Genomic DNA, 23,373 nt, shown 5'->3' on the forward strand with positions numbered 1-23,373 from the left:
GGGTCCGTCATTCCGGCGTCAGCGGTGGTGGCTCAGGGTGTGCTCACACCTGGGCCGGCCCACTAGAACAGTCGCGCCAGCAGGGCAGTCACGGCGGTTTCCACCCTGAGTATGCGTTGTCCCAGGTGAATGCCCTCACATCCGGCGGCCAGCATTTGCTCCACCTCCCAGTCGATGAAACCACCTTCGGGGCCAATCAACAGCACCACCGGATCATCGATGCCTCGAGGGCATGCCTGCGGCATGCCTGGATGAGCCAGCAGGCCTCGCCGCCCCTCCAGCAGAGTCGGTAGCCGGTCCTCGACAAATGGACGGAAGCCGCGCGCCGTATCCACCGTGGGCATGCGAGTATCACGCGCTTGCTCCAATCCCAGCACCAGGTGCTGGTGAATCTTAGCCGGATCGAGTTCCGGCGACTGCCAGTAGCTTTTTTCCACGCGCCGGCTATGCAGCAGCGTGATGTGCTTCACCCCCAGCGCAGTGGCATGCTCTATGCTTCTTGCCAGCATGCGCGGGCGAGGCAGGGCCAGCACCAGATGCACCGGCAGCGCCTCGGGAGGTGCCTGGTCCAGGCCTGATACGTCGAAGCAAGCTTCATCTTCGTCCAACGAAAGCAGCGTTCCACGACCAAGCGGGCCATTCTCTATCCCGAGGGTCATGACGTCACCTTGCTGGGCGCGGTGAACCTGACGCAGGTGTGCCAGGCGTCTGGGGTCGCGGACCCTGGCCAGCCGTGAGTCATTGACGTCGTCCTGGGTGAGAAGAATCAGGTTCATGGAGCCTCGAATGCCGGTTTGTCTTGCAAGGGCGGTGTCGCGGTGCAAAATGGATGCGAACGAAGCCGAATGACCGTGATGGCGGTCAGGTGGCTTCCCACAGAATGTAAGGAGCAGCGCCGTGCGTGTGATTCGCAAGTATGCCAATCGCCGGCTCTATGATACCGAACAGAGCCGCTATGTGACCCTCGAGGATCTGCGCAGTCTGATTCTCGAAGAAGTGCCCTTCCGTGTCGAGGACGCCAAGAGTGGCGAAGACCTGACACGTACCATTCTGTTGTCGATCATCATCGAACAGGAACAGGCTGACAGCGACGCCGAGGTCTTCTCCAATGACCTGCTGCAGCAGCTGATTCGGGTGTACGCCATGTCCCAGCCGCTGCCGCTGGCGCGCTATCTGGAACAGGGCACGCGGCTGATGATGGAACAGCAGAAGAAGATGCAGGATCAGTGGCAGCAGGCCATGCGCCATTCCCCGATGGAGCTGATGCGGGAGTTGGCGGAAGAGAATATGCGCTTCTGGCAGAACACCATCAGTCAAGGAGGTACCACCCGTTCGGATGACGACGAACGATCGTCCTGAGTCGTCCAGCGGGGGGCGGCAGTGCCGCACGTTATCGCGCGGGCCGGGCCTTTTTCTGCCATAATGCCGCCTCATTTGGTACATGATAGGTGGTTGAGCGGATGAAGGTCCTGATCATCGGCGGCGGTGGCCGCGAACACGCGCTGGCCTGGAAAGTGGCTCAGTCGGCCAGCGTTTCTGCGGTATTCGTCGCGCCAGGTAATGCGGGTACCGCCCGCGAGGCAGGCCTGACCAACGTCGATATCGGCGTGGCTGATCTTGATGGCCTGGTTGCCTTTGCCCAAGGCGAAGGCATTGATCTCACCATCGTAGGCCCCGAAGCACCGCTGGTGGAGGGCGTCGTCGATCGCTTCCGCGCGGCAGGGCTGGCGATTTTTGGTCCGACCCAGGGCGCTGCCCAGCTCGAGGGGTCGAAGTCCTTCACCAAGGACTTTCTGGCACGCCACGCCATCCCCACCGCCGCCTACAGTACCTTTACCGAGGTCGAGCCGGCCCTGACCTATCTGCGAGAGCAGGGCGCTCCTATCGTGATCAAGGCCGACGGGCTGGCGGCCGGCAAGGGCGTCATCGTGGCCATGAGCGAGGCAGAAGCCGAGGCCGCCATCCGCGATATGCTGGAAGCCAACGCCTTTGGCGACGCTGGTGCACGGGTGGTGATCGAGGAGTTTCTCGAGGGCGAGGAAGCCAGCTTTATCGTGATGGTGGATGGCGCCGCCATCGTGCCCATGGCCACCAGTCAGGACCACAAGCGCGTTGGCAATGGGGATACTGGCCCCAACACTGGCGGCATGGGGGCTTACTCCCCCGCGCCGGTGGTCACCGATGAGGTCTATGCGCGCATCATGGATGAGGTCATTCGTCCTACGGTGCAAGGCATGGCCGCAGAAGGGCACCCTTACACCGGGTTCTTGTATGCAGGTCTGATGATCAGCGAAGCCGGTGAACCCAAGGTCATCGAATACAACTGCCGTTTCGGTGATCCTGAGACACAGCCGATCATGATGCGCCTCAACAGTGACCTGGCCGAGCTGTGCCTGGCGGGTGCCACGGGACGCCTTGACGGTCATGAGTGTCAGTGGGACCCGCGTCCTGCCATTGGTGTGGTCATGGCCGCCGAGGGCTATCCGGCAGGCTACCGCAAGGGCGATGCGATTACTGGCTGTGATGAGGCCGAGGCGCTGGGGCTCAAGGTTTTCCACGCGGGTACCGCAGACAGCGACGGTCAGGTGGTAACGTCTGGCGGGCGGGTGCTGTGCGTGACGGCGCTGGGCGATGACCTTGCGGCTGCGCGCGAGCTTGCCTACCGCGGCGTGGATCGCGTCGGATTCGATGGGGCGTTCTGGCGAACCGATATTGCCCACCGCGCCATGGCTCGCCAGGGCTGATGGGGCAACATGCCCGACTCGCCCCGTGGCCAGGCCAATAACAATTTCCAAGGAGCGAGCATGGAACGTGTGAAACTCGACTTCCCCGAGCAGTCGATCGTGCATCGCCACCCGCTGACGGTGCGCATCACCGACATGAACTACGGCCAACATCTTGGCCATGATGCGGTGATTTCGCTGATGCACGAGGCCAGGGCAGCCGCCCTGGCCGAACTTGGTCTGCACGAGGGCGACCTGGGGGGCTACCCCAGCGTGGCGGCGGACTTGGCCATCCAGTATCAGGCGGAAGCCCATTGGCCGGATGCCCTGGTTATCGACACGGCGATTCCGGTGCCGGGACGCAAGGCCATCACGGTCTACCACCGGATTCGCCGAGAGCGTGACGAGCGCCTTGTGGCTACCGCCCGCATCAACTTGATGGTGGTGGATCCCCAGGCGGCTCGTCCGGTGGCGGTGCCCGATGCTGTGCATGCTGCGCTGGAGAGGGTGCGCTGATGTCGAGGGAGTATCCGGTCATCGCGGTCACCGGTTCATCCGGGGCGGGTACCACGACCGTCAAGAGGACCTTTGAACGCATGTTTGCGCGCGAAGACGTGCATGCGGCCTTCGTCGACGGTGATGCCTTTCATCGCTATACCCGGCAGGAGCTGGCGCGAATCTTCCGCGAGGAGCCCGAGCGCAAGGATGAGCTGTCCCACTTTGCCGTCGAAGCCAACTTGCTCGATCGTCTGGAAACGCTGTTTCAGGAGTACGGGGATAGTGGCTCGGGTACATTCCGCCATTACATCCATGCCGAAGACAAGAAGATGATCGAGGCTGGCTATCAGGTCGGTACCTTTACCGAGTGGCAGCCGCTACCGACGGGCACCGACCTGCTGTTCTATGAAGGCCTGCATGGTGGTCTGGTGACCAGTGAGGTGGATATCGCTCGGCATGTCGACCTGCTGGTAGGCGTTGCCCCGACCATGAACCTTGAGTGGATTCAGAAGATTGATCGGGACATGCATGCTCGGGGATACACCCAGGAAGCGGTCATCGACACCATTCTTGGGCGCATGGACGACTACGTTCGCTATATTCTGCCCCAGTTCTCGCGCACCCATATCAACTTTCAGCGGGTGCCCACGGTGGATACCTCGAACCCCTTCGAGGTGCAGGACATTCCTACCGATGCCGAGTCCTTCGTGGTGATCCGCTTTCGTGATCCCGCCACGGTGGACTTTCCCTATCTGTTGGCGATGATTCAAGATGCCTTCATGAGTCGCCCCCATACCCTGGTCGTGCCTGGTTCGCGCTTGTCTCTGGCGATGGAGTTGATCCTGGGGCCACTGGTACGCCATTTGCTGGCGCAGCGTCGCTTTCGCTGAATCACCTCACCACGGCGTTCATCGTGCCGCCAGGGGGGCCGCGTAGCGCTTGGCCCCCGCGACACACAGCACCACGATGGCACAGGTGACCAGCATCATCAGGCTGATGCTTTCGTGCAGCCACCAGGCGGCTAGCCCCAGTCCCAGAAAGGGTTGCAGCAGCTGCAACTGTCCGACGGCGGCGACGCCACCCTGAGCCAGCCCCTGGTACCAGAAGACAAAGCCAATCAGCATGCTGAACAGCGACACATAGCCCATGGCCCCCCAGGCAGCGATGTCGATATTCGCAAAGGATGACGGGCGAGACAGTCCTGTCAGCGCCAGCATGACGGGAAGTGCGAGAACCAGCGCCCAGCAAATGACGCGCCAGCCAGACAGGCGTCTCGATAGACGTGCGCCTTCTGCATAGCCAAGCCCGCAGACCAGTACAGCGCCTACCATGAGCAGATCTCCCGACCTGTTGCCATAGCCATGCTGGCTCAGGGCAAACAGGGCAATGACGCCGCCGCCGCAGAGGGAAAACAGCCAGAACACCGGGCGTGGCCTATCGCCTGCGCGCAGCACACCGAACAGGGCAGTGGCCATCGGCAGCAGGCCGATGAAGACCAGAGAGTGGGCGGCGTTGACCTGTTCGAGAGCCAGCGCGGTCAACAGCGGAAACCCGACCACCACGCAGCCCGAGATCAGCGCGAGCGAGGCCAGCTCGCCGAGTGCTGGGCGACGTCCGCCGATGCAGAGCAGCAGCATCAGCGCTACCGCACCGGCGATACTAGCCCTGGCGAAGGTCAGGAACAGGGGATCGAAGGCTCCGACGGCGATGCGCGTTGCCGGCAGCGAGCCGCTGAAGATGGCCATTCCAAGAAAGCCGTAGGCCCATCCAAGGTGGGGGGAAGACATGCGCGAGGCTCCGTGCCGAAATGATCTGCTTAGGTTGGGCTGGAGTGTCGGCGGTATCGAGATACAGTTCAGTACAGTTTGGGAAAACTGTTATGGTGCGGTGACCAATACAGTGCGCCGCCGTGTCGACTGAAATGATCACCCTGAGGATCGATCCGATGGCGTTGGTCTGCACTACGCATCTTGCTATGTCGAGGGGGAAGGATGCACCTGTCTGATATTGACCGCCGGTCGGCCGTTCCTCTGGTAGAGCAAGTGGTGGCCCTGGTGCATCGGCGGATGGCGCAGCGTCAGCTGGCTCCAGGGGCTCGACTGCCATCGATCAGGGCGTTGGCTGAGTCGCTGTCGATTTCGCGTTCTACCGTGGTCGACGCCTACGACCGTCTGGTCAGCGAGGGCGCCATTCACTCTCGTCCCGGGGCGGGATTCTTCGTGGGGGATCGTCTTCCACCTCTCTCCCTGGCCGAGCTCGGTCCTCCCCGTGCCCGTGAAGTCGATCCGCTGTGGCTGACCCGGCAAGCGCTCGAAAGCGATCAGGCCCGCTGGCGGCCAGGCTGTGGCTGGTTGCCGGCAGAATGGATGCCGCATGACGATATACGGCGAGGCTTGAGGCAGTTGGCTCGCCGCTCCTGCGCCCTGCCGACGCTGACCGACTATGCTCCGCCCCAAGGCCTGGGGGCATTGCGGCAGGTGCTGTCGCGCCGCCTGGCGGAACGCGGGGTGGAGGCGTCACCACAGCAGATCATGCTGGCGGAGTCGGGCACTCAAGCGATTGACCTGCTCTGTCGTTTCTTGCTGGAGCCGGGTGACTGCGTGGTGGTGGATGATCCCTGCTACTTCAACTTTCATGCCATGCTGCGGGCCCATCGCGTCACCGTGATCGGAGTTCCCTTCACCCCGTCGGGGCCAGATCTGGTCCACCTTGGCCACGCCCTCGAGCGGCACCGACCACGTCTTTACATCACCAACTCCGGGCTGCATAACCCCACCGGCGCCGGCCTTACGCTGGCGGTGGCCCATCGCGTCCTGCGCCTGGCCGAACAGCATGATCTGTTGATCATCGAAGACGATATCTTTGCCGACTTCGACATTCAGCAGGCGCCTCGGCTGGCGGCGCTGGATGGACTGGACCGGGTGCTTCAGGTGGGCAGTTTTTCCAAGACCCTGTCGGCCTCGGTGCGCTGCGGTTACATCGCGGCACGCGGCGAGTGGATCGAAGAACTCGTGGACCTCAAGCTTGCCACCTCCTTTGGTGCCAGCGCTCTGTCTGCGGAGTTGGTGCTGCAGTTGGTCAGAGAAGGGGCGTACCGACGCCACCTCAACCTGCTCAGGGCGCGCCTGGGCGACGCCATGGGGCGAGTCAACCTGCGGCTCAGGTCGTCAGGCCTTGAGCCGTGGATCGAGCCAGCGGGTGGGATGTTTGTCTGGGCGAGCCTGCCCAACGGGCTGCTGGCCAAGGAGGTCGCGCGGGAAGCCCTGAACGTGGGCCTGGTGCTGGCGCCTGGAGAGGTCTTCAGTGCTGATGGCAAGGCCAGTCGCTATCTTCGCTTCAACGTCGCCCAGTGTACCAGCCCCGAGGTGTTCGACCTGCTCGATAGCACCCTTGAGCGCGTCGCCGGACAGCAGTGAGTCAGACCGGCTGTCATGACCTCCGTCGCCAGCAGGCGAGATGTGTCAGGGCACCCTCTGGAGGGGGAGAGGGGATGCGTTGACGGCCGCCGCTCTCACCGCCGCTCTCACCGCCACTCTCACCGCCACTCTCAATGTGGTTTCTCCGACGTTGGAGAGCTCGCAGCACGTCCCCTGGCAAAGCGTTTCGCCATGGGTTGTGCGCTGACGCCATGCAGCACCACCGAGATCATCACCGTCAACACCACGCAGGCCAGGATTTCGTTGCTGCCGGGAATCGGGTACTCGGTGTAGACGTGCAAGGCGAACAGAATGCTGGCGAGTCCCCTGGGGCCAAACCAGCCGAGGAAGGTCTTCTCATAGGTCGACAGCCCCAGACCCGTCAACGACACCCAGATGGGCAGCATGCGGATGACCGTCAGGTACATCAGGGCCAGTGTCACGGTCTTCCACGAGGCGTGAGAGAACGCCAGCGGTACCATCACCGCACCAAAGATCAGGAAGGTGGCGATGGTCAGCAGTTGCCCCTCACTTTCCATGAACTCTTCGATGAAGGTGGTCTCGTGGCGCAGCAGGTTGCCGAAGGTCAGTCCACCCAGGAACACGGCGATAAACCCGTTGCCTCCCACGGATTCAGCGGTCAGGTAGGTCAGGAACGCCACCGCCAGAAACAGAATGCCCTGGTAGACCACGGTGACGGTTCCCCGATCAATGGCCGCGTCGAGCATGCGCGCGAACCCCCAGCCGAAGAGGACGCCGACCAGGGGGCCCAGCGTCAGCTGCAGCAGGGCAAAGGTCAGCAGGTTGTCTGGCGCATGGGCGACGTCTGTACCGGTGGCCGCTGCTGCCATCAGGGCAGATGCCAGAATGACCGGCACCGCCAGGCCATCGTTGAGTCCGCTTTCGACATTGATCGATTGCCGAATGCGCTCAGGCACGCTGGGGCTCGACACGACCGCCTGGCCCAGCGCGGCGTCAGTAGGAGTAAGGATGGCAGCGACCAGCATGGCGGTGGCCCAGGCGGCCTCGGGGGATACCCACTTTGCCATCAGGGTACCCAGCAGCACGGTCAGAGGCATGCCGATCAACAGCATGCGCAGGGGAATCGACAGATCCTTGCGCAGCGACTTCAGCTTGACCACCGATGCGTCGGCAAACAGCACAATGATCAGCGTGATCTCGGCGATAACCTGGGTCAGCTCCTGCTGGATGTGCACCGGGACCAGGTCGGGCGTCATCATTCCGAGCACCATGCCGGTGGTCATGAACACCATGGGCAGGCTGATCAGCGACGCGGAAATGCGCCGTGACAGCAGCGCGAATGTCACGAGGACCAGCAGTATCAGCAGCAAGGCGGCATGATGCATGTGCGGCGGTACTCCAAAGAAGTATCGAATGTGTAGGTTGTATCACAGCAGCAACCACGATGGGCGAGGCGCGTGCGAGCCCTGGGCGCAAAGCTCAACGTTGCACAGCAAGCGGGCTGGGAACGATCCCCATACGGCGTGGGTCAGCCGTCGATCACAGGAAGACTGACAGCGAGGATAATGCCCGGTAACCTCGGCACTCTATCTCTGTTGTCATGAGCACCCACGGAGCCCGCCATGGATTGCCTGTTCTGCAAGATCATCAATCGCGAGATTCCCGCTGATATCGTCTACGAGGATGACCAGGTTCTAGCCTTTAACGATATCGATCCGAAGGCGCCGACCCATATGCTGGTCATTCCCAAAAAGCATATCGCCACCTTGAACGACATCAGCGAGGATGACCTTGCGCTAGTGGGAAGATTGCCGTTCATCGCCTCGCGCCTGGCCAAGGAGCAGGGCTTCGCCGAAGACGGCTTCAGAGTGGTCATGAATTGCAATGAAGACGGCGGACAGACGGTCTATCATATTCATATGCACGTGATGGGCGGTCGACGCTTCACTTGGCCGGCTGGCTAGCTGGCGCTTGACGGAGACTCTTCCGGCATCTCAAGCGATCGACGCATCCGTGCATTCCATGGCGCCGTCCGGTGGGTATGACCCGGACGGCGCCGCTCGTTGCGCCGCTCGCCTTCGTGCGCGGGGCGCCGCCAATGTCTGGGCGGATAGCGCAGTGGTTTAAGTCGAGCTCAGGCTGGCGTAGAGCTCGGGCTGGCGTAGAGCTCGGGCTGGCGTAGAATAGTGCCTCAGCGACTCGACTTTCCTACCGCCGCCCAAGGATGCAGGTATGCCACGCTCTCTTTCCCCCGCTGATCGCGCCATTCATCAGTTCGATAATGTGCTGCGCACGCTGGTGCCGGGTGCGGCCCGAGCCTCACGTCCGACGCCTGCAGACAGCAGCGTTGATGACGGCGAGATGAGCCACGAAGATCGCCACCATGCGGCCGGTCTGATGCGGATCAATCACACCGGTGAAGTGTGTGCTCAGGCTCTCTATCAGGGCCAGGGTCTCACGGCCAAGCTGCCGGAGGTGCGTGGCCAGATGGAAGAGGCGGCCCAGGAAGAAATCGACCATCTTGCCTGGTGCGAGGATCGCCTGCGCGAGCTGAATGCCGATACCAGTCGGCTCAACCCGCTGTTCTACGCGGCATCTTTCGGCATGGGAGCATTGGCGGGTGCCATTGGTGATCGTGTCAGTCTCGGTTTCGTGGCCGCGACCGAGGAGCAGGTGGGCAAGCATCTGGACGAGCATCTGGAAACGTTGCCGGAGGGTGATCGTCGCTCCCGCGCTGTTCTGCGGCAGATGGCAATCGATGAAGCGCATCATGCCCAGCAGGCGCTTGAGGCAGGCGGTGCGCGCTTTCCTGGGCCGGTAAAGGCCGGTATGACCTTGATGTCCAAGGTCATGACCAAGAGCGTCTATCGCTTCTAACTCCCACCAGCACTCGCTGGGGCATTGTTTTCCGCAGCGTGTCGTGGGGTGCTATCAGGCTGTATGCCGTGGTCGGAATGCCCCGCTTGAGGCGGGGCATTGTCGTGTTCGGCGTGCACTCTGATGCTTTGGTGCTCTAGTACCCTTCTCTATAGCTTCTCACCAAGGCCCGTTGGGCGCTTTCGCGATAGAGAAAGTAGGCCGGATCACGACTCCACAATGCTGTACGAGTGGGTGACCTCGACGCCTCCCTTGGCCAGCATGATGGATGCGCTGCAGTACTTGTCGGCGGACAGTTCGACGGCGCGCTGCACCTGCTTTTCTTTCAGTCCGTTGCCTGTCACGGTGAAATGGACGTGAATCTTGGTGAACACCGAGGGCACGCTGTCGGCACGTTCTGCGTCGATCTCGGCCACGCAGTCTTCCACCGGTGCGCGAGATTTCTCGAGGATTTCCAGCACGTCGAATGAGGTGCAGGCTCCCATGCCCATCAACAGCATCTCCATCGGGCGCGGGCCGGTGTTGCGACCACCGTGATCGGGCGGTCCGTCGATGACCACGCTGTGGCCGCTACCGGATTCGGCCACGAACTGGCGACCGCTGGTCCATTTGACGCTGGCTTTCATGGGACTTCCTTCTGTTTTGCTGTCGGTGCGCACCGCCAAGGTGCGCAGGGAACATCATGTGTCGTCGGTTGCGGCCGACCCTGTGGTTGACAACCCTATGAGTGACAACCCTCTGATTGACAACCTTAGGGTCGGCTGGAGCGGTGGCCGGAGCTCAAGCGCTGGTTGAGCGCCTCGAGGCGTTCCGGTGTGCCCACATCGACCCATTCGCCATGGTGATGGGTGCCGGCTACCCGGTCACTTGCCATGGCCTGACGAAGCAGTGGTGCCACAGGATAACAGGGCTCGGGTAGCTCGTTCACCAGTCGCGGATCGATGAGCGCGATGCCCGAATAGGTCAGGCGTGGCGCTCCCGTTGCCTGCACTCTGCCGGCGGCTGTCAGGTGAAAATCCCCCTGTGGGTGATGCGGCGGATTATTGACCATCACCAGATGCGCGAGATCACCCTCTGCCAAGGACAGGGTGGCGGGGTCGATATCGCAGAAGGCATCCGCACTGATCAGCAGAAAGGGCGCCTCACCCAGCAGCGGTCGCGCCTTGGCAATGCCTCCGGCGGTTTCCAATGGCTGTGACTCATGGCTGAAGGCAATCGATACGCCGTAATCGGTACCATCGCCGAGCGCCTCCACGATCTGGTCAGCCCGGTAGCTGACATTGATCACCACATCGCGAATGCCCACGGCGGCAAGCCGCTTGAGGTGATGGCCGATCAATGGTTCGCCCGCCACGGGAAGCAGCGGTTTGGGGCAGTGGTCGGTCAGCGGGCGCATGCGCTTGCCCAAGCCCGCGGCCAGGATCATGGCTTTCATGATGCGCTTCCTTGCAGCCGGTCTGACAGCTGCGAGCGCAGCCTTTGATGGGTCCATGCCAGGAAGTCGGCCTGGCCTTCCAGGCCTTCGAGTTCCACCAAGCTGTCCTGAAGGTGATCAAGGAAGTGCGGCAGACGCTGGAGATAGCCGTCACGCCCGTCCCTCAGGGTAAGCCGACAGAAAATGCCCAGCACCTTGAGCGAGCGTTGGGCGGCCATGGCATTGGTCCAGCGCCAGAAGGTGTCGTGGTCGACCTTGTCAGTGAGGCGGCCATCGGCGATGGCCCTGTCGCAAAAGCCGTCGCACCACTGTCGGCGTTGTGCTGCATCGAAGCGTCGATAGCGGCCATGCAGCAGTGAGATCAGGTCATAGGTGATGGGGCCCGCGAGCGCATCCTGAAAGTCGATCAGCCACAGCGCATCCGCGTGGCGCATCAGATTCATGGCATCGAAGTCTCGGTGCACCGTGACCACAGGTTGCACCAGCGCTTCGCGGATCAGGGCCTGGCGCAGCGCCTGCCAGCCAGGGATGTCGGTGTCCTGCTCAAGCCATCGTCCGGTACACCATTCGGGAAACAGGTCCAGTTCTCGTGCCAGGGTCGCCTCGTCATAAGGCGGCAGCCCGTCAGGCGCCAGCTGTTGCAGTCGCTCGAGCAGGGTGATGGCAGCGTCGAAGTGGCTGCGCGTGGCGGCTGAATCGGCGTGTTCGAGAGCGAGCTGCAGCGGCTCGTCGCCGAGATCTTCCAGCTCGACGAATCCTTGCTGGGGGTCGACAGCATGGATGGCTGGGGCAGGCAGTCCCGCGGAGCGCCAGCGACGGGCGATATCGACAAAGGGGGCGACGTCTTCCTGAGGTGGGGGCGCGTCCATCAGTATGCGCGTCTGGCCATCGTTCAAGGTCAGACGATAGTAGCGGCGAAAGCTGGCGTCACCTGCCGCCAGGACCAGTTGGCCTGCGCCAGGGTCGTGCGGGTGCTGGGAGTGTGCCCAATGGCGCAGTTGCTCGAGTCGGCTGGGGCATTCGGCCTGGGACATTGCTGAGAGAACTCCTGATAGCGGAAGGGCGACGGTTGGCAAAGTCGGTTGACGCTCCGTTGGCCTCACCGCATGCTGTGCATGGATCATGGGCGGCTGTGGCGCAACTCCTGCTGGAGCAGATCGGCGTTACAGGCCGGCCGCGGCCTGTATAATACCGATTCACCCCGTCGAGGACAGCGTGCAACATGGCCAAGCGATACGCATGGACGGCCCTGGCGGGCCTCGCCACCACTAGTCTGGTGTCGTCGCCCCTGTGGGCGGCTCCCCCTGATTCCCTGCCGGCAGGCCAACTGGATTGGCAGCCCTGGGGCGATGATCGTCCCGCGGGGACCGTGTGTCGAGGCTACTATGTCGAGCCAGACTACCGACTGCCTGCGCCGGCCATTGATGGTCAGGTCAACAGCGAATCCAACACCGCCAATTACGGCACGGATGGCGATACCGTGCTGGATGGCGAGGTTATCCTGCGCAAGGGCGACACCCAGCTGGAGGCCTCCCGCGTCCAGGTGCCACCGGAGCGCGACCTGGCCAATGCCAGTGGTCCCCTGACCCTGCGTGACAAGGGCCTGCTGGTACGTGGAGACAGCGCCCAGGTGTCGCTGAACAGCGATCAGGCGACCATCGACTCAGCCCATTACGTGGCCCACGAGGCGCGCCTGCGCGGCGATGCCATTCAGCTGGAACGCGTCAGCGACAACGTGTTCCGCTTGCGAGAAGCCAGCTTTACCACCTGTGAACCCGGTGACAGCACCTGGCGGCTGGTCGGTAACGACATTCTGCTGGACCGCAATCAGGGCTTTGGTACGGCCAAGCATGCCCGCCTGGAAGTCGGCGATGTGCCGGTGTTCTACTGGCCATGGGTACGCTTCCCGATCGATGAACGCCGACAGAGCGGTTTTCTCTGGCCCACCATCGGGGTGTCCGACGGCGGCGTGGACTACGCCCAGCCCTACTATCTGAACTTGGCGCCCAACTATGACGCCACCATCACCCCTCGCTGGATTCAGGACAGCGGCTTGCTGCTGGGCGGTGAGTTCCGTTACCTGTTTCCCTCGGACCAGGGTACCGTCGAGGGCGCCTACATCGGCGACGACAAGTCCGCCGGGGATGACGATTCGACCACCGAGCTCGAGAACGGGGACGAGCGCTGGTACTTCGACTACAGCCATTACGGTCGGTTCAGTTCGCGGATTCCGTATCGCTTGCGCTATGGGGCCGCCAGTGATGGCCGCTATTTCGATGACTTTGGGCGCACCTTCGGCGAAGCCGATACCAGCAACATGCCTCGCCTGGCCCAGATCGACTATCTGGGTGACACCTGGTCGCTCCAGGCCAAGGCCCAGGGCTATCAGTTGCTTGATGATCCGGTCGACGAAGGTGACAAGCCGTTCTACCGTCTGCCTAGCCTCACGGCCAACGGTCGCTGGTCCCAGGACCTTGGCTTCTATCAGGAGTGGAATTCCAACGCGACCTACTTCTGGCGTGATATCGAAGGCGATGAGAACGGCTTCTACGACTACGAGGACACGGTTCGGCGCATTCCCCTGCGCGAGGACGTCAAGGGGGCACGCCTCGACCTGACGCCTGCGGTGGGCTATCGCTTTGACCCGAGCTGGGGCTTCTTCGAGCCGCGCGTGGCCTTGCAGCACACCAGCTATGACCTCGATTACGATGACCGCATCACCGATAACACCGAGAGTCCGTCGCTGACGGCGCCGGTCACCACCATCGACGCTGGCCTGATCTTCGAACGTGATTTCGCCTTCGGTGGTGATGACTGGCGCCAGACCCTGGAGCCACGCCTGAACTACGCTTACGTGCCGGAAAGGGACCAGAGCGACTTCCCCGACTTCGACACTGAAGAGTTGTCGTTTTCATGGGGGCAGCTGTGGTCGCCTTACCGCTTCTCTGGGGGTGACCGGCTCGGTGACCTGAACCGACTGTCCTACGGCGTGGAAAGTCGCTTCCTGGAAGATCAGAGCGGCCGTGAGCGCCTCTCCATCGGTGTGGGTCAGGCAGCCTACTTCGAGGACCGCAACATCGATATGGCTGGCGACCCGGATACCTTGCCCAGAGACGAAGAGTCGTTCGACTATTACGATGCCACGCGGGACCGTTCCCCCTGGGTGACACGGATCAACTGGTCGATCAACGACAACTGGAGCACCCGCTGGCAGTGGCTGTACGACGATGAAAAGAGCCGTACCGAGAGCACCGGTCTCGGGGTGCACTATCGCGCCGATGCAGGCCACGTGCTCAACCTTGGCTACCGCTGGCAGCTGGAAGGCTTCGACAACGCGGACGATGCCGACGACATCCGTAACTACAACAGGGAAGAATACGACCTGTCGTTTGCCTACAAGGCCACGGATCGTTTCGACATCATTGGGCGAGTCCTCTACGACAACACCAATGATCGCGCCCTCGACCAGATGGCGGGTGTGCAGTGGAACGACTGCTGCTATGGTGTGCAGGTCGTCTGGCGCGAGTGGATCGAGGACGAGGACACGGCCAACAATATCGAGGATGACACCACGGATCGCGGTCTGTTCCTGCGCTTCGTGCTCAAGGGCTTGGGTGGCTTCGGTGGCGAGGCCGACACCTACTTCCAGTCAGCGGTGCCCGGCTATCGTCCTGGCCTGAACTGAGTATCTCCTGCGAACTATCCTGCGGCAGGCGGGTTCTAACACGCCTGCCGCATCGAATTTCTGAGTGAACGAGGAAGCAAGATTATGCGTAGCCGACCCCTTGCCGCCGTGGCGCTGGCCGCCTGTCTGGCGCTGACCACCGTGGCTGCCAATGCCCAGGACGGTTACCGTCAGTCGCTGGATCGCATTGTTGCTGTGGTCAATGAAGACGCCATCATGGCATCGGACCTGGACGAACGTGTCGACCAGGCCATGGCACGCCTGCGCACCAGCGACATGGCGCTGCCCCCGGAGCAGGCGCTGCGTGAGCAGATTCTCGATCGCATGATTGTCGAGGAAATCGAGGTGCAGCTGGCCGAGCGCATGAACCTGAGTGTCGACGAGACCGAGCTCAATCGCCAGGTACGCTCCGTGGCCAACCAGAATGGCGCCACACTGGAGCAGTTTGCGGATCGACTAGAGTCACAGGGCACCAGCCTTGCCCAGGTGCGTGACCAGATCCGTCGCGAGATGCTGATCATGAAGGTCCAGCAGGCTCAGGTATCCAGCCGCGTCAATATTTCCGAGGCTGAAGTCGAGCGCTTCCTGCAGCAGGAAGGCGTGGGTGCTACCCGCGACCAGGCACGTCAGGCGATTTTCCAGCGTAAGGTGGGTGATGAGCTGGAGAAGTGGATGCAGGAAATTCGTGGCGAAGCCTTCGTCGAGAAGCGCCTGAACTAGGGGTGAAGGCGCGTCAGCAAGCGAATGTCACCGTCGTGAAGAGGCCAATGAGGTGGATGTGAAAGCGCAACAGGTGAGCGGCAAGTGAAAGCGCCTATCGTAGTCACCACCGGAGAGCCTGCGGGCATTGGTCCCGAGCTCGCGTTGATGCTGGCGGCGGCAGATGCCACTGACTGGGTCGCCATTGGCGACCCAGTGCTGTTGAGGGAGCGGGCCGAGGCGCTGGCGCTGGACATCGAGGTGGCCGTCACGGCGCCGGGTCAGCCGCATCCGGGCCCCAGGGTCGGGCGCCTGGCGGTGTGGCCGGTGGACATGAAAGCCCGCTGCATTCCCGGGGTGCTCGATCCCGCCAACGCTGACTATGTGCTGGCGACCCTGGACCTTGCGGTGACGCAGTGTCTGGCGGGCAACGCTGCCGCAATGGTCACCGCGCCCCTGCACAAGGGCGTGATCTGCGACGGCGGTCATGACGGTTTTACCGGCCACACCGAATACCTGCGCGATGCATGCGGGGTAGAGGAGGTGGTCATGATGCTGGCGACCGACCACGCCTTGCATGGACGTGTGGAAGCAGCCAGTGACACGCTCCCGACGCCCCTTAGGGTAGCCTTGGCCACGACTCACTTGCCGCTGCGAGAAGTGGCCGACGCCCTGTCCCAGGCAAGCCTCGAGCGGGTCTTGCGGATCCTGGCGCAGGACTTGACCCGTTACTTCGCGGTGAAGGCTCCGCGCATCGCCGTATGTGGCTTGAACCCCCACGCGGGAGAGGGTGGCCACCTTGGGCGTGAGGAAATAGAGGTAATCACCCCGACGCTGGAGCGGCTGCGGGCCGAAGGGTTCTGCCTCGATGGTCCGCTGCCCGCGGATACGCTGTTTACGCCTCGACACCTTGCCGGCGTCGATGCCGTGCTCGCGATGTACCACGACCAGGGTCTACCTGTCCTGAAGTATTCAGGGTTCGGTCAGGCCGCCAACATCACGCTAGGGTTGCCGCTGGCGCGCACCTCGGTCGATCACGGCACGGCTCTTGACCTGGCAGGGACCGGGCAGGCCAGCCCGCAGAGCCTGGCAGTGGCGATTAGCCTGGCCGAACAGATGGGGGCCCTGGCCCAGGCGGGCTGAACTGGCCGTTTTCCCCAGCCCGACCTTGGCCAGCCTTTGCGCTCTGGCCATCAGCGCCCTATCATCGCTCGCTATATTGATTTGGCGCTCCCCTTGGTTTCATAAAGGATTCAAGCATGTCATCCCGCCCTACGGCGCACCGGGCTCGCAAGCGCTTCGGTCAAAACTTCTTGCGTGACCATGGCGTCATTTCCCGCATCGTTCGCTCCATCGGCGCGCGCCCTGGTGAGCGCGTGGTCGAGATCGGCCCCGGTCAGGGAGCGCTGACCGAGCCATTGCTGGAGGCGACCGAAGGGCACCTGGAGGTTATCGAGCTGGACCGCGACCTGATCCCGGGCCTGCGTGTGCAGTTCTTCAATCACCCGGCGTTCGTGATCCATGAGGGCGATGCCCTCAAGATGGATTTCCAGGCGCTGCGTGGCGACGGACAGCCGCTGCGTGTTGTCGGTAACCTGCCCTACAACATATCGACTCCGCTGATTTCACACCTGCTGCGCGCTGGCTCTGCGGTCCAGGACATGCACTTCATGCTGCAGAAGGAAGTGGTGGATCGTCTGGCCGCTCCCGCCGGTGGCGGAGATCGTGGCCGACTGTCGGTGCTGGCGCAGTATTTCTGCGAGGTCGAGTCACTGTTTGTGGTTCCCCCTGAGGCGTTTGTCCCGCGGCCCAAGGTAGACTCTGCCATTGTGCGCATGACCCCGCGTCAGCAGAAGGTCGCGCCGGCCCAGGATGAGACGCTGCTGTTCGATATCGTGCGAGAGGCCTTTGGCCAGCGCCGCAAGACCCTGCGCAACAACCTCAAGGGGCGCATTGATGGCGATGCCCTGGCCGAACTTGGGATTGATCCTGGTCGCCGTCCGCAGACCCTGGAGGTGGCAGAGTTTGTCGCGATCGCCAATGCGGTGTACCAGCAGCAAGGTAATGCTTCAGCGGATCATGACACACAGGGGGATCAGGACACTGGGGAGGAGACACCCGCATGAACGAGCACCCCGACGTGCGCGTTGACGTGACACCGGCCTTTCGTGAGGACGAGTCTGCGCCGCTGGAAGATCGCTTTGTGTTCAGCTATACGGTCACGGTTCACAATCACTCAAGCGGTAATATCCAGCTCATGGCCCGGTTCTGGAAGATCACCCAGACGAGCGGGCAGGTGCAGGAAGTGCGTGGCAAGGGCGTGGTCGGCAAGCAGCCGATGATTGGTCCTGGCCAGACATTTCAGTACACCAGCAGGGCGATACTCGATGGGCCGGTAGGCTTTATGGAAGGCGCCTACACCTGCGTCGATACGGCCAGCCAGCGACCGTTCGAGGTGCCGATCTCGGTGTTCCGCCTGGCCACGCCCAACCAGATTCATTGAATGTCTGACGACAGCGGGAGACGCATGAGCCGATACGCCATTGGAGACCTGCAGGGCTGCCATCAGGAGTTTGTCGAGCTGCTGGAGGCGCTCAGCTTCGATCCGCGTCGTGATGAACTGTGGCTTGCGGGGGACCTGGTCAATCGCGGGCCCGGATCCCTGGATTGCCTGCGGGACGTCATGGCCCTCGGTTCTGCTGCCAAGGTGGTGCTGGGCAACCATGACCTGCATCTGCTGGCGGTGGCACGAGGTGGGGCTTCGCTCAAGCGCAAGGACACCCTTGACGACATTCTGGCAGTGCCCGATCGCGATACGCTGCTCGACTGGCTCCAGGCCAGGCCGCTGCTGCTGCGTGACGGAGAGGCCGTGATGACCCATGCCGGGCTACCGCCCCAGTGGTCGGTGGAGCAGGCCGAGGGGCTCGCCGGAGAGGTGTCCTGGGTGCTGACGGGAGAGCAGTCCGGCGACTTCCTGTCGCGGATGTATGGCAACCGGCCGCGACGCTTCAAGCCCCATCAGGAGGGCGTAGATCGCTACCGGGCCATCGTGAACACCCTCACCAGGATGCGTTTCATCGACGCCGAGGGGCGTCTCGATTTTGACGCCAAGGAAGGCCTGGATAGTGCCCCTGAGGGATTTTCCCCCTGGTTTCAGTATCCCCGTGACGACGATCCGTGGCTGCTGTTCGGCCATTGGGCGGCGCTCAATGGCACTGCGCCAGATCGCAGGGTGAGGGCAGAGGCCCTGGATACCGGCTGCGTCTGGGGCGGCAGCCTGACCGCGCTGGATATGGCAAGCGGAGAGCGAATCAGCGTTCCGAGCCGCCAGCAGATCACGCGATAACCGATACCAAGCCCGTTGTGCGGCATCCGCCACGCTCATGTGCGGCGTTGCCCATGGGCCTCTTGCTTTTGCCTTCTGGAGTTTTGCATGACACCGGCGACCTTCGAGCACCTCGATATCGAACGCCTTCAACAATGGCTGGATCAGGGCAGTGAGCTTTGCCTTGTCGATATTCGCGATCCGGGCAGCTTTGCCCAAGGGCATATCCCCGGTAGCCGCCACCTGGACAATGACAGCGTGGGCCCGCTTGTCGCGGAAACCGCCAAGGATACTCCGCTGGTGGTGGTGTGCTATCACGGCCATTCCAGCCAGCAGGCGGCGAGTTGGCTGGCCGCTCAGGGGTTTACCCAGGTCTATAGCCTCGACGGCGGTTTCACCCAGTGGCAGCACGTTCTGCCTGAACGCGTCAGCAAGGGCTGAACATGGCCCCTGAGATGCCGGGAAAGCACCACGGCAGCACAGACCCTTGTGCCGGTCTTGAACGTTACCGGGTGGGGGGTGCGGTGCGTGACGCGCTGCTGGGATGGCCAGTCAAGGACACGGACTGGGTGGTCGTTGGCGAGACCCCAGCGTCGATGCGGGAGCGTGGTTTCACGCCGGTAGGCCGGGATTTTCCGGTGTTCCTGCATCCCCGTACCCATGAGGAGTATGCCCTTGCCCGTACCGAGCGAAAGTCCGGGCACGGATATACCGGCTTTGAGGTGCATGCAAGTCCTGATGTCACCCTGGAGGAGGACCTTGGGCGGCGCGACCTGACGATCAATGCCATGGCCGAGTCGCTCGATGGGCACCTGGTGGACCCTTTCAACGGGCGTCGCGACCTGCAGCAGCGGCGCTTGCGTCATGTCAGTCAGGCCTTCGTCGAAGATCCGCTGAGGGTGTTGCGCACAGCGCGCTTTCTCGCTCGCTACGCCGGCCTCGGGTTTACCATTGACGAGAGTACGCAAGCGCTGATGAAACAGCTGGCTGACAGCGGCGAGCTGGATCACCTGGTGGCTGAGCGAGTCTGGGTGGAAACCGAGAAGGCGCTGGGCGAGCCAGAGCCCCGGCGCTACTTCGAAGCGCTGGACTCATGCGGTGCACTGTCACGGCTGATGCCTGGCTTGGTGCAGCCAGGAGCGGCCGAGTTCAAGCGCGCCTGCGAGAGAATGAGCGCATTGCCCCCGGCCCTTGCGGGCCAGCCCGTATGGCGTTGGGGTCGTTTGGTGGAGGCCCTGCCGGCTGAGCAGCGTCGCCAGCTTGAACAGGCCTTGAAGGTGCCCAATCCGTATCGTGATCTGGGACACCAGCTGGCGCTGACCCGTGAGCTCAAGGCGCAGCTGGCCGACGGTGCAGGCTCAGAAGAGGCCAGCAGGATAGCCATGACCTGGTGTGACGGCATCGATGCCTGGCGGCGCAGCGAGCGAGTCGCGCCCCTGCTGTCGTTGCTGGCCATGGAGGTGCCCGAGCAGGCAGCCTGGTTGGCGCGTGGGGTCGATCAGGCGCGCTCGCTTGCCCCGCGAGAGCTGCTTGATCAGGGCTTCAAAGGGGCGGAGCTGGGGCAGGAGCTGAGGCGACGTCGCCTGGCGTGCTTTCACCAGGGCGGGCGCTGATCCTTCAACGGGAGGGCAGCGGTAGCGCTTCTCCGCGCCAGTGAAACTCGACGGGCCACAGCTGTTGGCTGCCGTCGCCGAACGCTTGCCAGAGCTCCTGATACCGGCGCCCCACGACGGGATGGCGATGGTCGGGAAGCAGCTCTGCCATCGGCCACAGGACGAAGGCGTGGTGCAGGATCTCGCCGCGTGGCAGGCTCACGCCGTCGACCTCCCCGGTCAGCGAGTCGACGGTAAGAATATCGACATCAAGGGTGCGGGGGCTGAACTTTGGACTGTCCTTGCTGCGGCCGTTGGCGCTCTCCAATCGCTTGCACCAAGCTTGCAGCTCGCCGACGCTCCAGTCGCAGTGAAGGGCGACCACCAGGTTGAAGAAATTGCGGCCGTCCTCGAAGCCCACCGGTGTGCTCTCGAATACGCGGGAAACGGCCAACTGGCCAAAGGTGTCGGCCAAGGCATCCAGGCACACCGTGATGTGGTGCTCCCGTTCGATATTGCTGCCCAGGCTCAGGGTGACCAGTCGCATCAATGTCCTCCCGCTGGTGTACCACGCTCGATGCGCACGCCTACCGAGGCGGCATTGGCCACAGCGCCGGGCTTGCGCAAGGTCATTCTCAGCCAGCTGATCCCGTATTCCTGCATCAGCAGCGACGCCAGGCGCTCGGCAAAGGTTTCTACCAGCTGGAAGTCATGCTCCGAGGCGAAGACGCCAATGCGACGACTGATGGCGTCGTAGTCGAGCGTCTTGCTCAGGTCGTCATCCGCGGCCGCTGCCCGGATATCCGTCGCCAGCGTGAGATCCACTATCAGACGCTGGGTAATGGAGCGCTCCCAGTCGTAGACGCCAATGACGGTGTCCAGCTCAAGGCCTTCGATCAGCACCTGATCCATCGATGATGTTTCCCGGTCGTGGTGTCCCGGTCGTGGCCGGGAACGCAGAATGAACAAGGCGGCCAATTGTACTTGACCAGGCGGTCGCGAAACAGGCCGCAGATGGCGACAGCGAGCCCGGGCTGGCAAACTGGTCCTTCAAAGGGGGCGGCCTGCGTGGTACTTCCCTGGAGGTTTGGCCGGACGCCAATCGTCTGGCACCACCAGGACACTGTCGCGGTTCCCGGCGTCGCTGGTGCAGCGGCGCTGCCAGCATGATCGCGCGCATGGGGCTACCATGTGCGCACCGAGGCGTCCTCATGGCGCAGGAGTCGTTGTGGGTCCGACCATAGAAGTATTACTGCCGCTGACGGCGCTGGGCTATCTCAGTGGAACCTGGTTGGGGGCGATCACCGTATGCCGGGTGGCGGGGCTTGCTGACCCGCGCTTGAGCGGGTCATGTAATCCGGGGTTTTCCAATGTGCTGCGGCTGCATGGGCCCGTGCTGGCGCTGGCAACCCTGACCATCGATGCGCTCAAGGGCTGGCCCGTGCTGCTGTTGGGCATGCACCAGGGGCTGACGCCTTGGGGGCTCGGACTGGTGGGCCTGGGGGTGCTGCTGGGGCACTGCTATCCCGCCTGGTATCGCTTTCGCGGCGGCAAGGCTGTTGCCAGTGCCTTTGGCGTGATGCTGCTGCTGACCCCCGGTGTCGCGCTGTCATGTGCCATGATATGGGGGCTGCTGGCCTGGCGGGTGCATACCGCGGCGGTCGCCTCACTGACCAGTGCCACCCTGGCACCGTTGCTGAGCCTGTGGCTGTCCCCCGACTTTGCCTGGGTGGTGCTGGTGTTTGCCGCGCTGGTGCTGGCCCGGCATGCGCTCAATATAGATCGACTGCGCCGTGGCAAGGAGCCTCGGCTGTGATGCGGCTTTGACGCGGCTTTTACGCGGCTTTGACATGTTAGGGCGCCGAGGCAGCTAGCGCGCTGGCCTGGGCATGATCCTGCCCTGTTCTTGTCGGGACTGACCTGACCTGACCTGGACCGGCCAAGCCCGGCCCGATCAGGCAGGGGCGCTCAGCTGGTCCATCGGCCAGCGCGGCACGGCCTGCATCTGACCTACCACGTCCCGCTCGCCCGCCAGCAAGCGCTGCGCACCGGCATAGGCGATCATGGCGCCGTTATCGGTACAGAAACGGCCGCGGGGGTAGTACACCTTGGCTCCCTGCTTGGCGGTGGCGTCTTCAAGCCGAGCGCGCAGGCGGACATTGGCGCTGACGCCTCCAGCGACCACCAGACGCTTCAGTCCAGTCTGCTTGAGGGCACGGCGACATTTGATGGCCAGGGTGTCCGCCACGGCTTCCTCGAACGCACGCGCCACGTCCGCACGGGCCTGTGCATCCAGCTGTCCCGCGCTCTCCAGCTGGCGGATGGTGGTGAGGGTGTGGGTCTTCAATCCCGAAAAGCTGAAGTCGAGTCCCGGCCTGTCGGTCATGGGACGCGGGAACTGGAAGCGTCCCGGATCACCGGTTTCCGCCAATGCGGCGACCCGGGGGCCGCCCGGATAGTCGAGGTCGAGCATCTTGGCTGCCTTGTCGAAGGCTTCACCCGCTGCATCATCCACGGACTCGCCCAGCAAGCGGTACTGGCCGATACCGGCGACCTCCACCAACTGCGTGTGGCCCCCGGACACCAGCAGCGCCACAAAGGGGAAGGCCGGAGGCTCATCCTCGAGCATGGGGGCCAACAGGTGGCCTTCCATGTGATGGACACCAAGAACCGGGATATCGAGCGCTCGGGCCATGCCGTGTGCGGTGCTGGCACCCACCATCAGGGCGCCTACCAGCCCCGGGCCTGCCGTGTAGGCGATAGCATCCAGCTGTTCGCGCCCGATAGCGGCTTGCTCCAGAACCTGGTCGATCAATGGCAGCAGGCGTCGAGTATGGTCGCGGGAAGCCAGCTCCGGCACCACGCCGCCATAGTCGGCGTGCATGGCAACCTGGCTGTGCAGGGCGTCGGCCACCAGACCGCACTCGGTGTCGTAGAGCGCGACGCCGGTCTCGTCGCAGGAGGTTTCGATGCCTAGTACTCGCATGGGTCGACTCGGGAAGCAAAAGCGGGAAGGGGCGTGATTCTACGCCGTTTTGAGAGTGGCTGCGACAGTGGGCGCGCGAGGGCGCGCGAGGGAAAGTGTGGCGGCGGCCAGCGTGATGCCGTCTCACGGGCGAACCTGTGTCCTGCAACTCGCTG

25 protein-coding genes are annotated in these 23,373 nt (G+C 63.1%); 16 read left to right on the forward strand and 9 right to left on the reverse strand.

Features of this window, described 5'->3' with window-relative positions; translation table 11 throughout:
• Nucleotides 1–62: 62 nt before the first annotated feature.
• Nucleotides 63–776 (reverse strand): 16S rRNA (uracil(1498)-N(3))-methyltransferase, encoded by a 714-nt coding sequence (locus KUV45_RS08500; RefSeq protein WP_206941361.1) that lies wholly within the window; start codon nt 774–776, stop codon nt 63–65.
• A gap of 121 nt (nt 777–897) precedes the next feature.
• On the opposite strand from KUV45_RS08500, the gene phaR reads away from it, so the two are divergent.
• From phaR to KUV45_RS08520, 4 genes are all read left to right on the forward strand, one after another.
• Entirely contained in the window at nt 898–1,359 is a 462-nt protein-coding gene (gene phaR / locus KUV45_RS08505) for a polyhydroxyalkanoate synthesis repressor PhaR (protein ID WP_206941360.1), read from the forward strand.
• A 101-nt stretch (nt 1,360–1,460) separates the two neighbouring features.
• Nucleotides 1,461–2,744, forward strand: coding sequence for a phosphoribosylamine--glycine ligase (gene purD, locus KUV45_RS08510; protein WP_222162714.1), 1,284 nt, complete (start codon nt 1,461–1,463; stop codon nt 2,742–2,744).
• 60 nt (nt 2,745–2,804) lie between these two features.
• Nucleotides 2,805–3,239 carry a thioesterase family protein gene (locus KUV45_RS08515; protein ID WP_222162715.1) on the forward strand — a complete coding sequence of 145 codons (435 nt, stop codon included), beginning with the start codon at nt 2,805–2,807 and terminating at the stop codon, nt 3,237–3,239.
• Nucleotides 3,239–4,111 carry a phosphoribulokinase gene (locus KUV45_RS08520; protein WP_206941357.1) on the forward strand — a complete coding sequence of 291 codons (873 nt, stop codon included), beginning with the start codon at nt 3,239–3,241 and terminating at the stop codon, nt 4,109–4,111. Before KUV45_RS08515 ends, KUV45_RS08520 begins: the two co-directional genes overlap by 1 nt.
• An 18-nt stretch (nt 4,112–4,129) precedes the next feature.
• Here the strand turns inward: KUV45_RS08520 and KUV45_RS08525 are convergent, their stop codons facing one another.
• Nucleotides 4,130–5,008 carry a DMT family transporter gene (locus KUV45_RS08525; RefSeq protein WP_222162716.1) on the reverse strand — a complete coding sequence of 293 codons (879 nt, stop codon included), beginning with the start codon at nt 5,006–5,008 and terminating at the stop codon, nt 4,130–4,132.
• A gap of 204 nt (nt 5,009–5,212) precedes the next feature.
• Here KUV45_RS08525 and KUV45_RS08530 point away from each other — a divergent pair, with 204 nt between their 5' ends.
• Nucleotides 5,213–6,637 carry a PLP-dependent aminotransferase family protein gene (locus KUV45_RS08530; protein ID WP_222162717.1) on the forward strand — a complete coding sequence of 475 codons (1,425 nt, stop codon included), beginning with the start codon at nt 5,213–5,215 and terminating at the stop codon, nt 6,635–6,637.
• A gap of 131 nt (nt 6,638–6,768) precedes the next feature.
• On the opposite strand, the gene KUV45_RS08535 is transcribed toward KUV45_RS08530, so the two are convergent.
• A complete protein-coding gene (locus KUV45_RS08535) occupies nt 6,769–8,004 on the reverse strand; it encodes a sodium:proton antiporter (protein WP_222162718.1) in 1,236 nt (411 codons plus the stop codon).
• A gap of 237 nt (nt 8,005–8,241) precedes the next feature.
• On the opposite strand from KUV45_RS08535, the gene KUV45_RS08540 reads away from it, so the two are divergent.
• Nucleotides 8,242–8,583 carry a histidine triad nucleotide-binding protein gene (locus KUV45_RS08540; protein WP_206941351.1) on the forward strand — a complete coding sequence of 114 codons (342 nt, stop codon included), beginning with the start codon at nt 8,242–8,244 and terminating at the stop codon, nt 8,581–8,583.
• A gap of 268 nt (nt 8,584–8,851) precedes the next feature.
• Nucleotides 8,852–9,496 (forward strand): 2-polyprenyl-3-methyl-6-methoxy-1,4-benzoquinone monooxygenase, encoded by a 645-nt coding sequence (gene coq7 / locus KUV45_RS08545; protein ID WP_206941349.1) that lies wholly within the window; start codon nt 8,852–8,854, stop codon nt 9,494–9,496.
• 206 nt (nt 9,497–9,702) lie between these two features.
• Here the strand turns inward: coq7 and KUV45_RS08550 are convergent, their stop codons facing one another.
• From KUV45_RS08550 to KUV45_RS08560, 3 genes are all read right to left on the reverse strand, one after another.
• Nucleotides 9,703–10,122 carry an OsmC family protein gene (locus tag KUV45_RS08550; RefSeq protein WP_222162719.1) on the reverse strand — a complete coding sequence of 140 codons (420 nt, stop codon included), beginning with the start codon at nt 10,120–10,122 and terminating at the stop codon, nt 9,703–9,705.
• A gap of 125 nt (nt 10,123–10,247) precedes the next feature.
• Entirely contained in the window at nt 10,248–10,931 is a 684-nt protein-coding gene (murU, locus tag KUV45_RS08555) for an N-acetylmuramate alpha-1-phosphate uridylyltransferase MurU (RefSeq protein ID WP_222162720.1), read from the reverse strand.
• The gene (locus KUV45_RS08560) at nt 10,928–11,965 is read right to left on the reverse strand and encodes an aminoglycoside phosphotransferase family protein (RefSeq protein ID WP_222162721.1); all 1,038 of its coding nucleotides are present in this window, start codon (nt 11,963–11,965) and stop codon (nt 10,928–10,930) included. The genes murU and KUV45_RS08560 overlap by 4 nt, the downstream gene beginning before the upstream one ends.
• A 188-nt stretch (nt 11,966–12,153) precedes the next feature.
• Between KUV45_RS08560 and KUV45_RS08565 the strand changes: the two genes are divergently transcribed.
• From KUV45_RS08565 to KUV45_RS08600, 8 genes are all read left to right on the forward strand, one after another.
• Entirely contained in the window at nt 12,154–14,616 is a 2,463-nt protein-coding gene (locus KUV45_RS08565) for an LPS-assembly protein LptD (RefSeq protein ID WP_222162722.1), read from the forward strand.
• A gap of 84 nt (nt 14,617–14,700) precedes the next feature.
• A complete protein-coding gene (locus KUV45_RS08570) occupies nt 14,701–15,336 on the forward strand; it encodes a SurA N-terminal domain-containing protein (protein ID WP_222162723.1) in 636 nt (211 codons plus the stop codon).
• A gap of 84 nt (nt 15,337–15,420) precedes the next feature.
• Entirely contained in the window at nt 15,421–16,458 is a 1,038-nt protein-coding gene (pdxA, locus tag KUV45_RS08575) for a 4-hydroxythreonine-4-phosphate dehydrogenase PdxA (RefSeq protein ID WP_222162724.1), read from the forward strand.
• 116 nt (nt 16,459–16,574) lie between these two features.
• Entirely contained in the window at nt 16,575–17,441 is an 867-nt protein-coding gene (rsmA, locus tag KUV45_RS08580; protein ID WP_206941336.1) for a 16S rRNA (adenine(1518)-N(6)/adenine(1519)-N(6))-dimethyltransferase RsmA, read from the forward strand.
• Complete coding sequence (gene apaG / locus KUV45_RS08585; protein ID WP_206941334.1) at nt 17,438–17,818, forward strand: Co2+/Mg2+ efflux protein ApaG; 381 nt, start codon at nt 17,438–17,440, stop codon at nt 17,816–17,818. Before rsmA ends, apaG begins: the two co-directional genes overlap by 4 nt.
• 24 nt (nt 17,819–17,842) lie before the next feature.
• Nucleotides 17,843–18,661, forward strand: a complete 819-nt coding sequence (locus KUV45_RS08590) for a symmetrical bis(5'-nucleosyl)-tetraphosphatase (protein WP_222162725.1) — start codon at nt 17,843–17,845, stop codon at nt 18,659–18,661.
• A gap of 87 nt (nt 18,662–18,748) precedes the next feature.
• Nucleotides 18,749–19,081, forward strand: coding sequence for a thiosulfate sulfurtransferase GlpE (glpE, locus tag KUV45_RS08595; RefSeq protein ID WP_222162726.1), 333 nt, complete (start codon nt 18,749–18,751; stop codon nt 19,079–19,081).
• A 2-nt stretch (nt 19,082–19,083) separates the two neighbouring features.
• Nucleotides 19,084–20,253 (forward strand): polynucleotide adenylyltransferase, encoded by a 1,170-nt coding sequence (locus KUV45_RS08600; protein WP_224851982.1) that lies wholly within the window; start codon nt 19,084–19,086, stop codon nt 20,251–20,253.
• Between the two features lie 4 nt (nt 20,254–20,257).
• Here the strand turns inward: KUV45_RS08600 and folK are convergent, their stop codons facing one another.
• Both folK and folB read right to left on the reverse strand, forming a co-directional pair.
• Nucleotides 20,258–20,779 carry a 2-amino-4-hydroxy-6-hydroxymethyldihydropteridine diphosphokinase gene (gene folK, locus KUV45_RS08605; RefSeq protein ID WP_222162727.1) on the reverse strand — a complete coding sequence of 174 codons (522 nt, stop codon included), beginning with the start codon at nt 20,777–20,779 and terminating at the stop codon, nt 20,258–20,260.
• The gene (gene folB, locus KUV45_RS08610; protein WP_206941327.1) at nt 20,779–21,144 is read right to left on the reverse strand and encodes a dihydroneopterin aldolase; all 366 of its coding nucleotides are present in this window, start codon (nt 21,142–21,144) and stop codon (nt 20,779–20,781) included. Before folB ends, folK begins: the two co-directional genes overlap by 1 nt.
• 316 nt (nt 21,145–21,460) lie before the next feature.
• On the opposite strand from folB, the gene plsY reads away from it, so the two are divergent.
• A complete protein-coding gene (gene plsY / locus KUV45_RS08615; protein ID WP_224851983.1) occupies nt 21,461–22,048 on the forward strand; it encodes a glycerol-3-phosphate 1-O-acyltransferase PlsY in 588 nt (195 codons plus the stop codon).
• 138 nt (nt 22,049–22,186) lie between these two features.
• Here the strand turns inward: plsY and tsaD are convergent, their stop codons facing one another.
• Complete coding sequence (tsaD, locus tag KUV45_RS08620; RefSeq protein WP_206941325.1) at nt 22,187–23,218, reverse strand: tRNA (adenosine(37)-N6)-threonylcarbamoyltransferase complex transferase subunit TsaD; 1,032 nt, start codon at nt 23,216–23,218, stop codon at nt 22,187–22,189.
• Between the last annotated feature and the right edge of the window lie 155 nt (nt 23,219–23,373).

This window comes from Halomonas sp. DP3Y7-2, from assembly GCF_019800795.1.
In the GTDB taxonomy this organism is placed as follows: Bacteria; Pseudomonadota; Gammaproteobacteria; order Pseudomonadales; family Halomonadaceae; genus Halomonas; species Halomonas litopenaei_A.

Coding starts and splice junctions, on each gene's coding strand:
- KUV45_RS08530 (WP_222162717.1), top strand. CDS start 5,213: ATGCACCTGTCTGATATTGACCGCCGGTCGGCCGTTCCTCTGGTAGAG.
- KUV45_RS08565 (WP_222162722.1), top strand. CDS start 12,154: ATGGCCAAGCGATACGCATGGACGGCCCTGGCGGGCCTCGCCACCACT.
- apaG (WP_206941334.1), top strand. CDS start 17,438: ATGAACGAGCACCCCGACGTGCGCGTTGACGTGACACCGGCCTTTCGT.
- folK (WP_222162727.1), bottom strand. CDS start 20,779: ATGCGACTGGTCACCCTGAGCCTGGGCAGCAATATCGAACGGGAGCAC.
- KUV45_RS08560 (WP_222162721.1), bottom strand. CDS start 11,965: ATGTCCCAGGCCGAATGCCCCAGCCGACTCGAGCAACTGCGCCATTGG.
- purD (WP_222162714.1), top strand. CDS start 1,461: ATGAAGGTCCTGATCATCGGCGGCGGTGGCCGCGAACACGCGCTGGCC.
- KUV45_RS08550 (WP_222162719.1), bottom strand. CDS start 10,122: ATGAAAGCCAGCGTCAAATGGACCAGCGGTCGCCAGTTCGTGGCCGAA.
- KUV45_RS08540 (WP_206941351.1), top strand. CDS start 8,242: ATGGATTGCCTGTTCTGCAAGATCATCAATCGCGAGATTCCCGCTGAT.
- KUV45_RS08570 (WP_222162723.1), top strand. CDS start 14,701: ATGCGTAGCCGACCCCTTGCCGCCGTGGCGCTGGCCGCCTGTCTGGCG.
- KUV45_RS08520 (WP_206941357.1), top strand. CDS start 3,239: ATGTCGAGGGAGTATCCGGTCATCGCGGTCACCGGTTCATCCGGGGCG.
- glpE (WP_222162726.1), top strand. CDS start 18,749: ATGACACCGGCGACCTTCGAGCACCTCGATATCGAACGCCTTCAACAA.
- KUV45_RS08515 (WP_222162715.1), top strand. CDS start 2,805: ATGGAACGTGTGAAACTCGACTTCCCCGAGCAGTCGATCGTGCATCGC.
- coq7 (WP_206941349.1), top strand. CDS start 8,852: ATGCCACGCTCTCTTTCCCCCGCTGATCGCGCCATTCATCAGTTCGAT.
- KUV45_RS08535 (WP_222162718.1), bottom strand. CDS start 8,004: ATGCATCATGCCGCCTTGCTGCTGATACTGCTGGTCCTCGTGACATTC.
- rsmA (WP_206941336.1), top strand. CDS start 16,575: ATGTCATCCCGCCCTACGGCGCACCGGGCTCGCAAGCGCTTCGGTCAA.
- folB (WP_206941327.1), bottom strand. CDS start 21,144: ATGGATCAGGTGCTGATCGAAGGCCTTGAGCTGGACACCGTCATTGGC.
- KUV45_RS08525 (WP_222162716.1), bottom strand. CDS start 5,008: ATGTCTTCCCCCCACCTTGGATGGGCCTACGGCTTTCTTGGAATGGCC.
- KUV45_RS08500 (WP_206941361.1), bottom strand. CDS start 776: ATGAACCTGATTCTTCTCACCCAGGACGACGTCAATGACTCACGGCTG.
- KUV45_RS08590 (WP_222162725.1), top strand. CDS start 17,843: ATGAGCCGATACGCCATTGGAGACCTGCAGGGCTGCCATCAGGAGTTT.
- murU (WP_222162720.1), bottom strand. CDS start 10,931: ATGAAAGCCATGATCCTGGCCGCGGGCTTGGGCAAGCGCATGCGCCCG.
- tsaD (WP_206941325.1), bottom strand. CDS start 23,218: ATGCGAGTACTAGGCATCGAAACCTCCTGCGACGAGACCGGCGTCGCG.
- KUV45_RS08600 (WP_224851982.1), top strand. CDS start 19,084: ATGGCCCCTGAGATGCCGGGAAAGCACCACGGCAGCACAGACCCTTGT.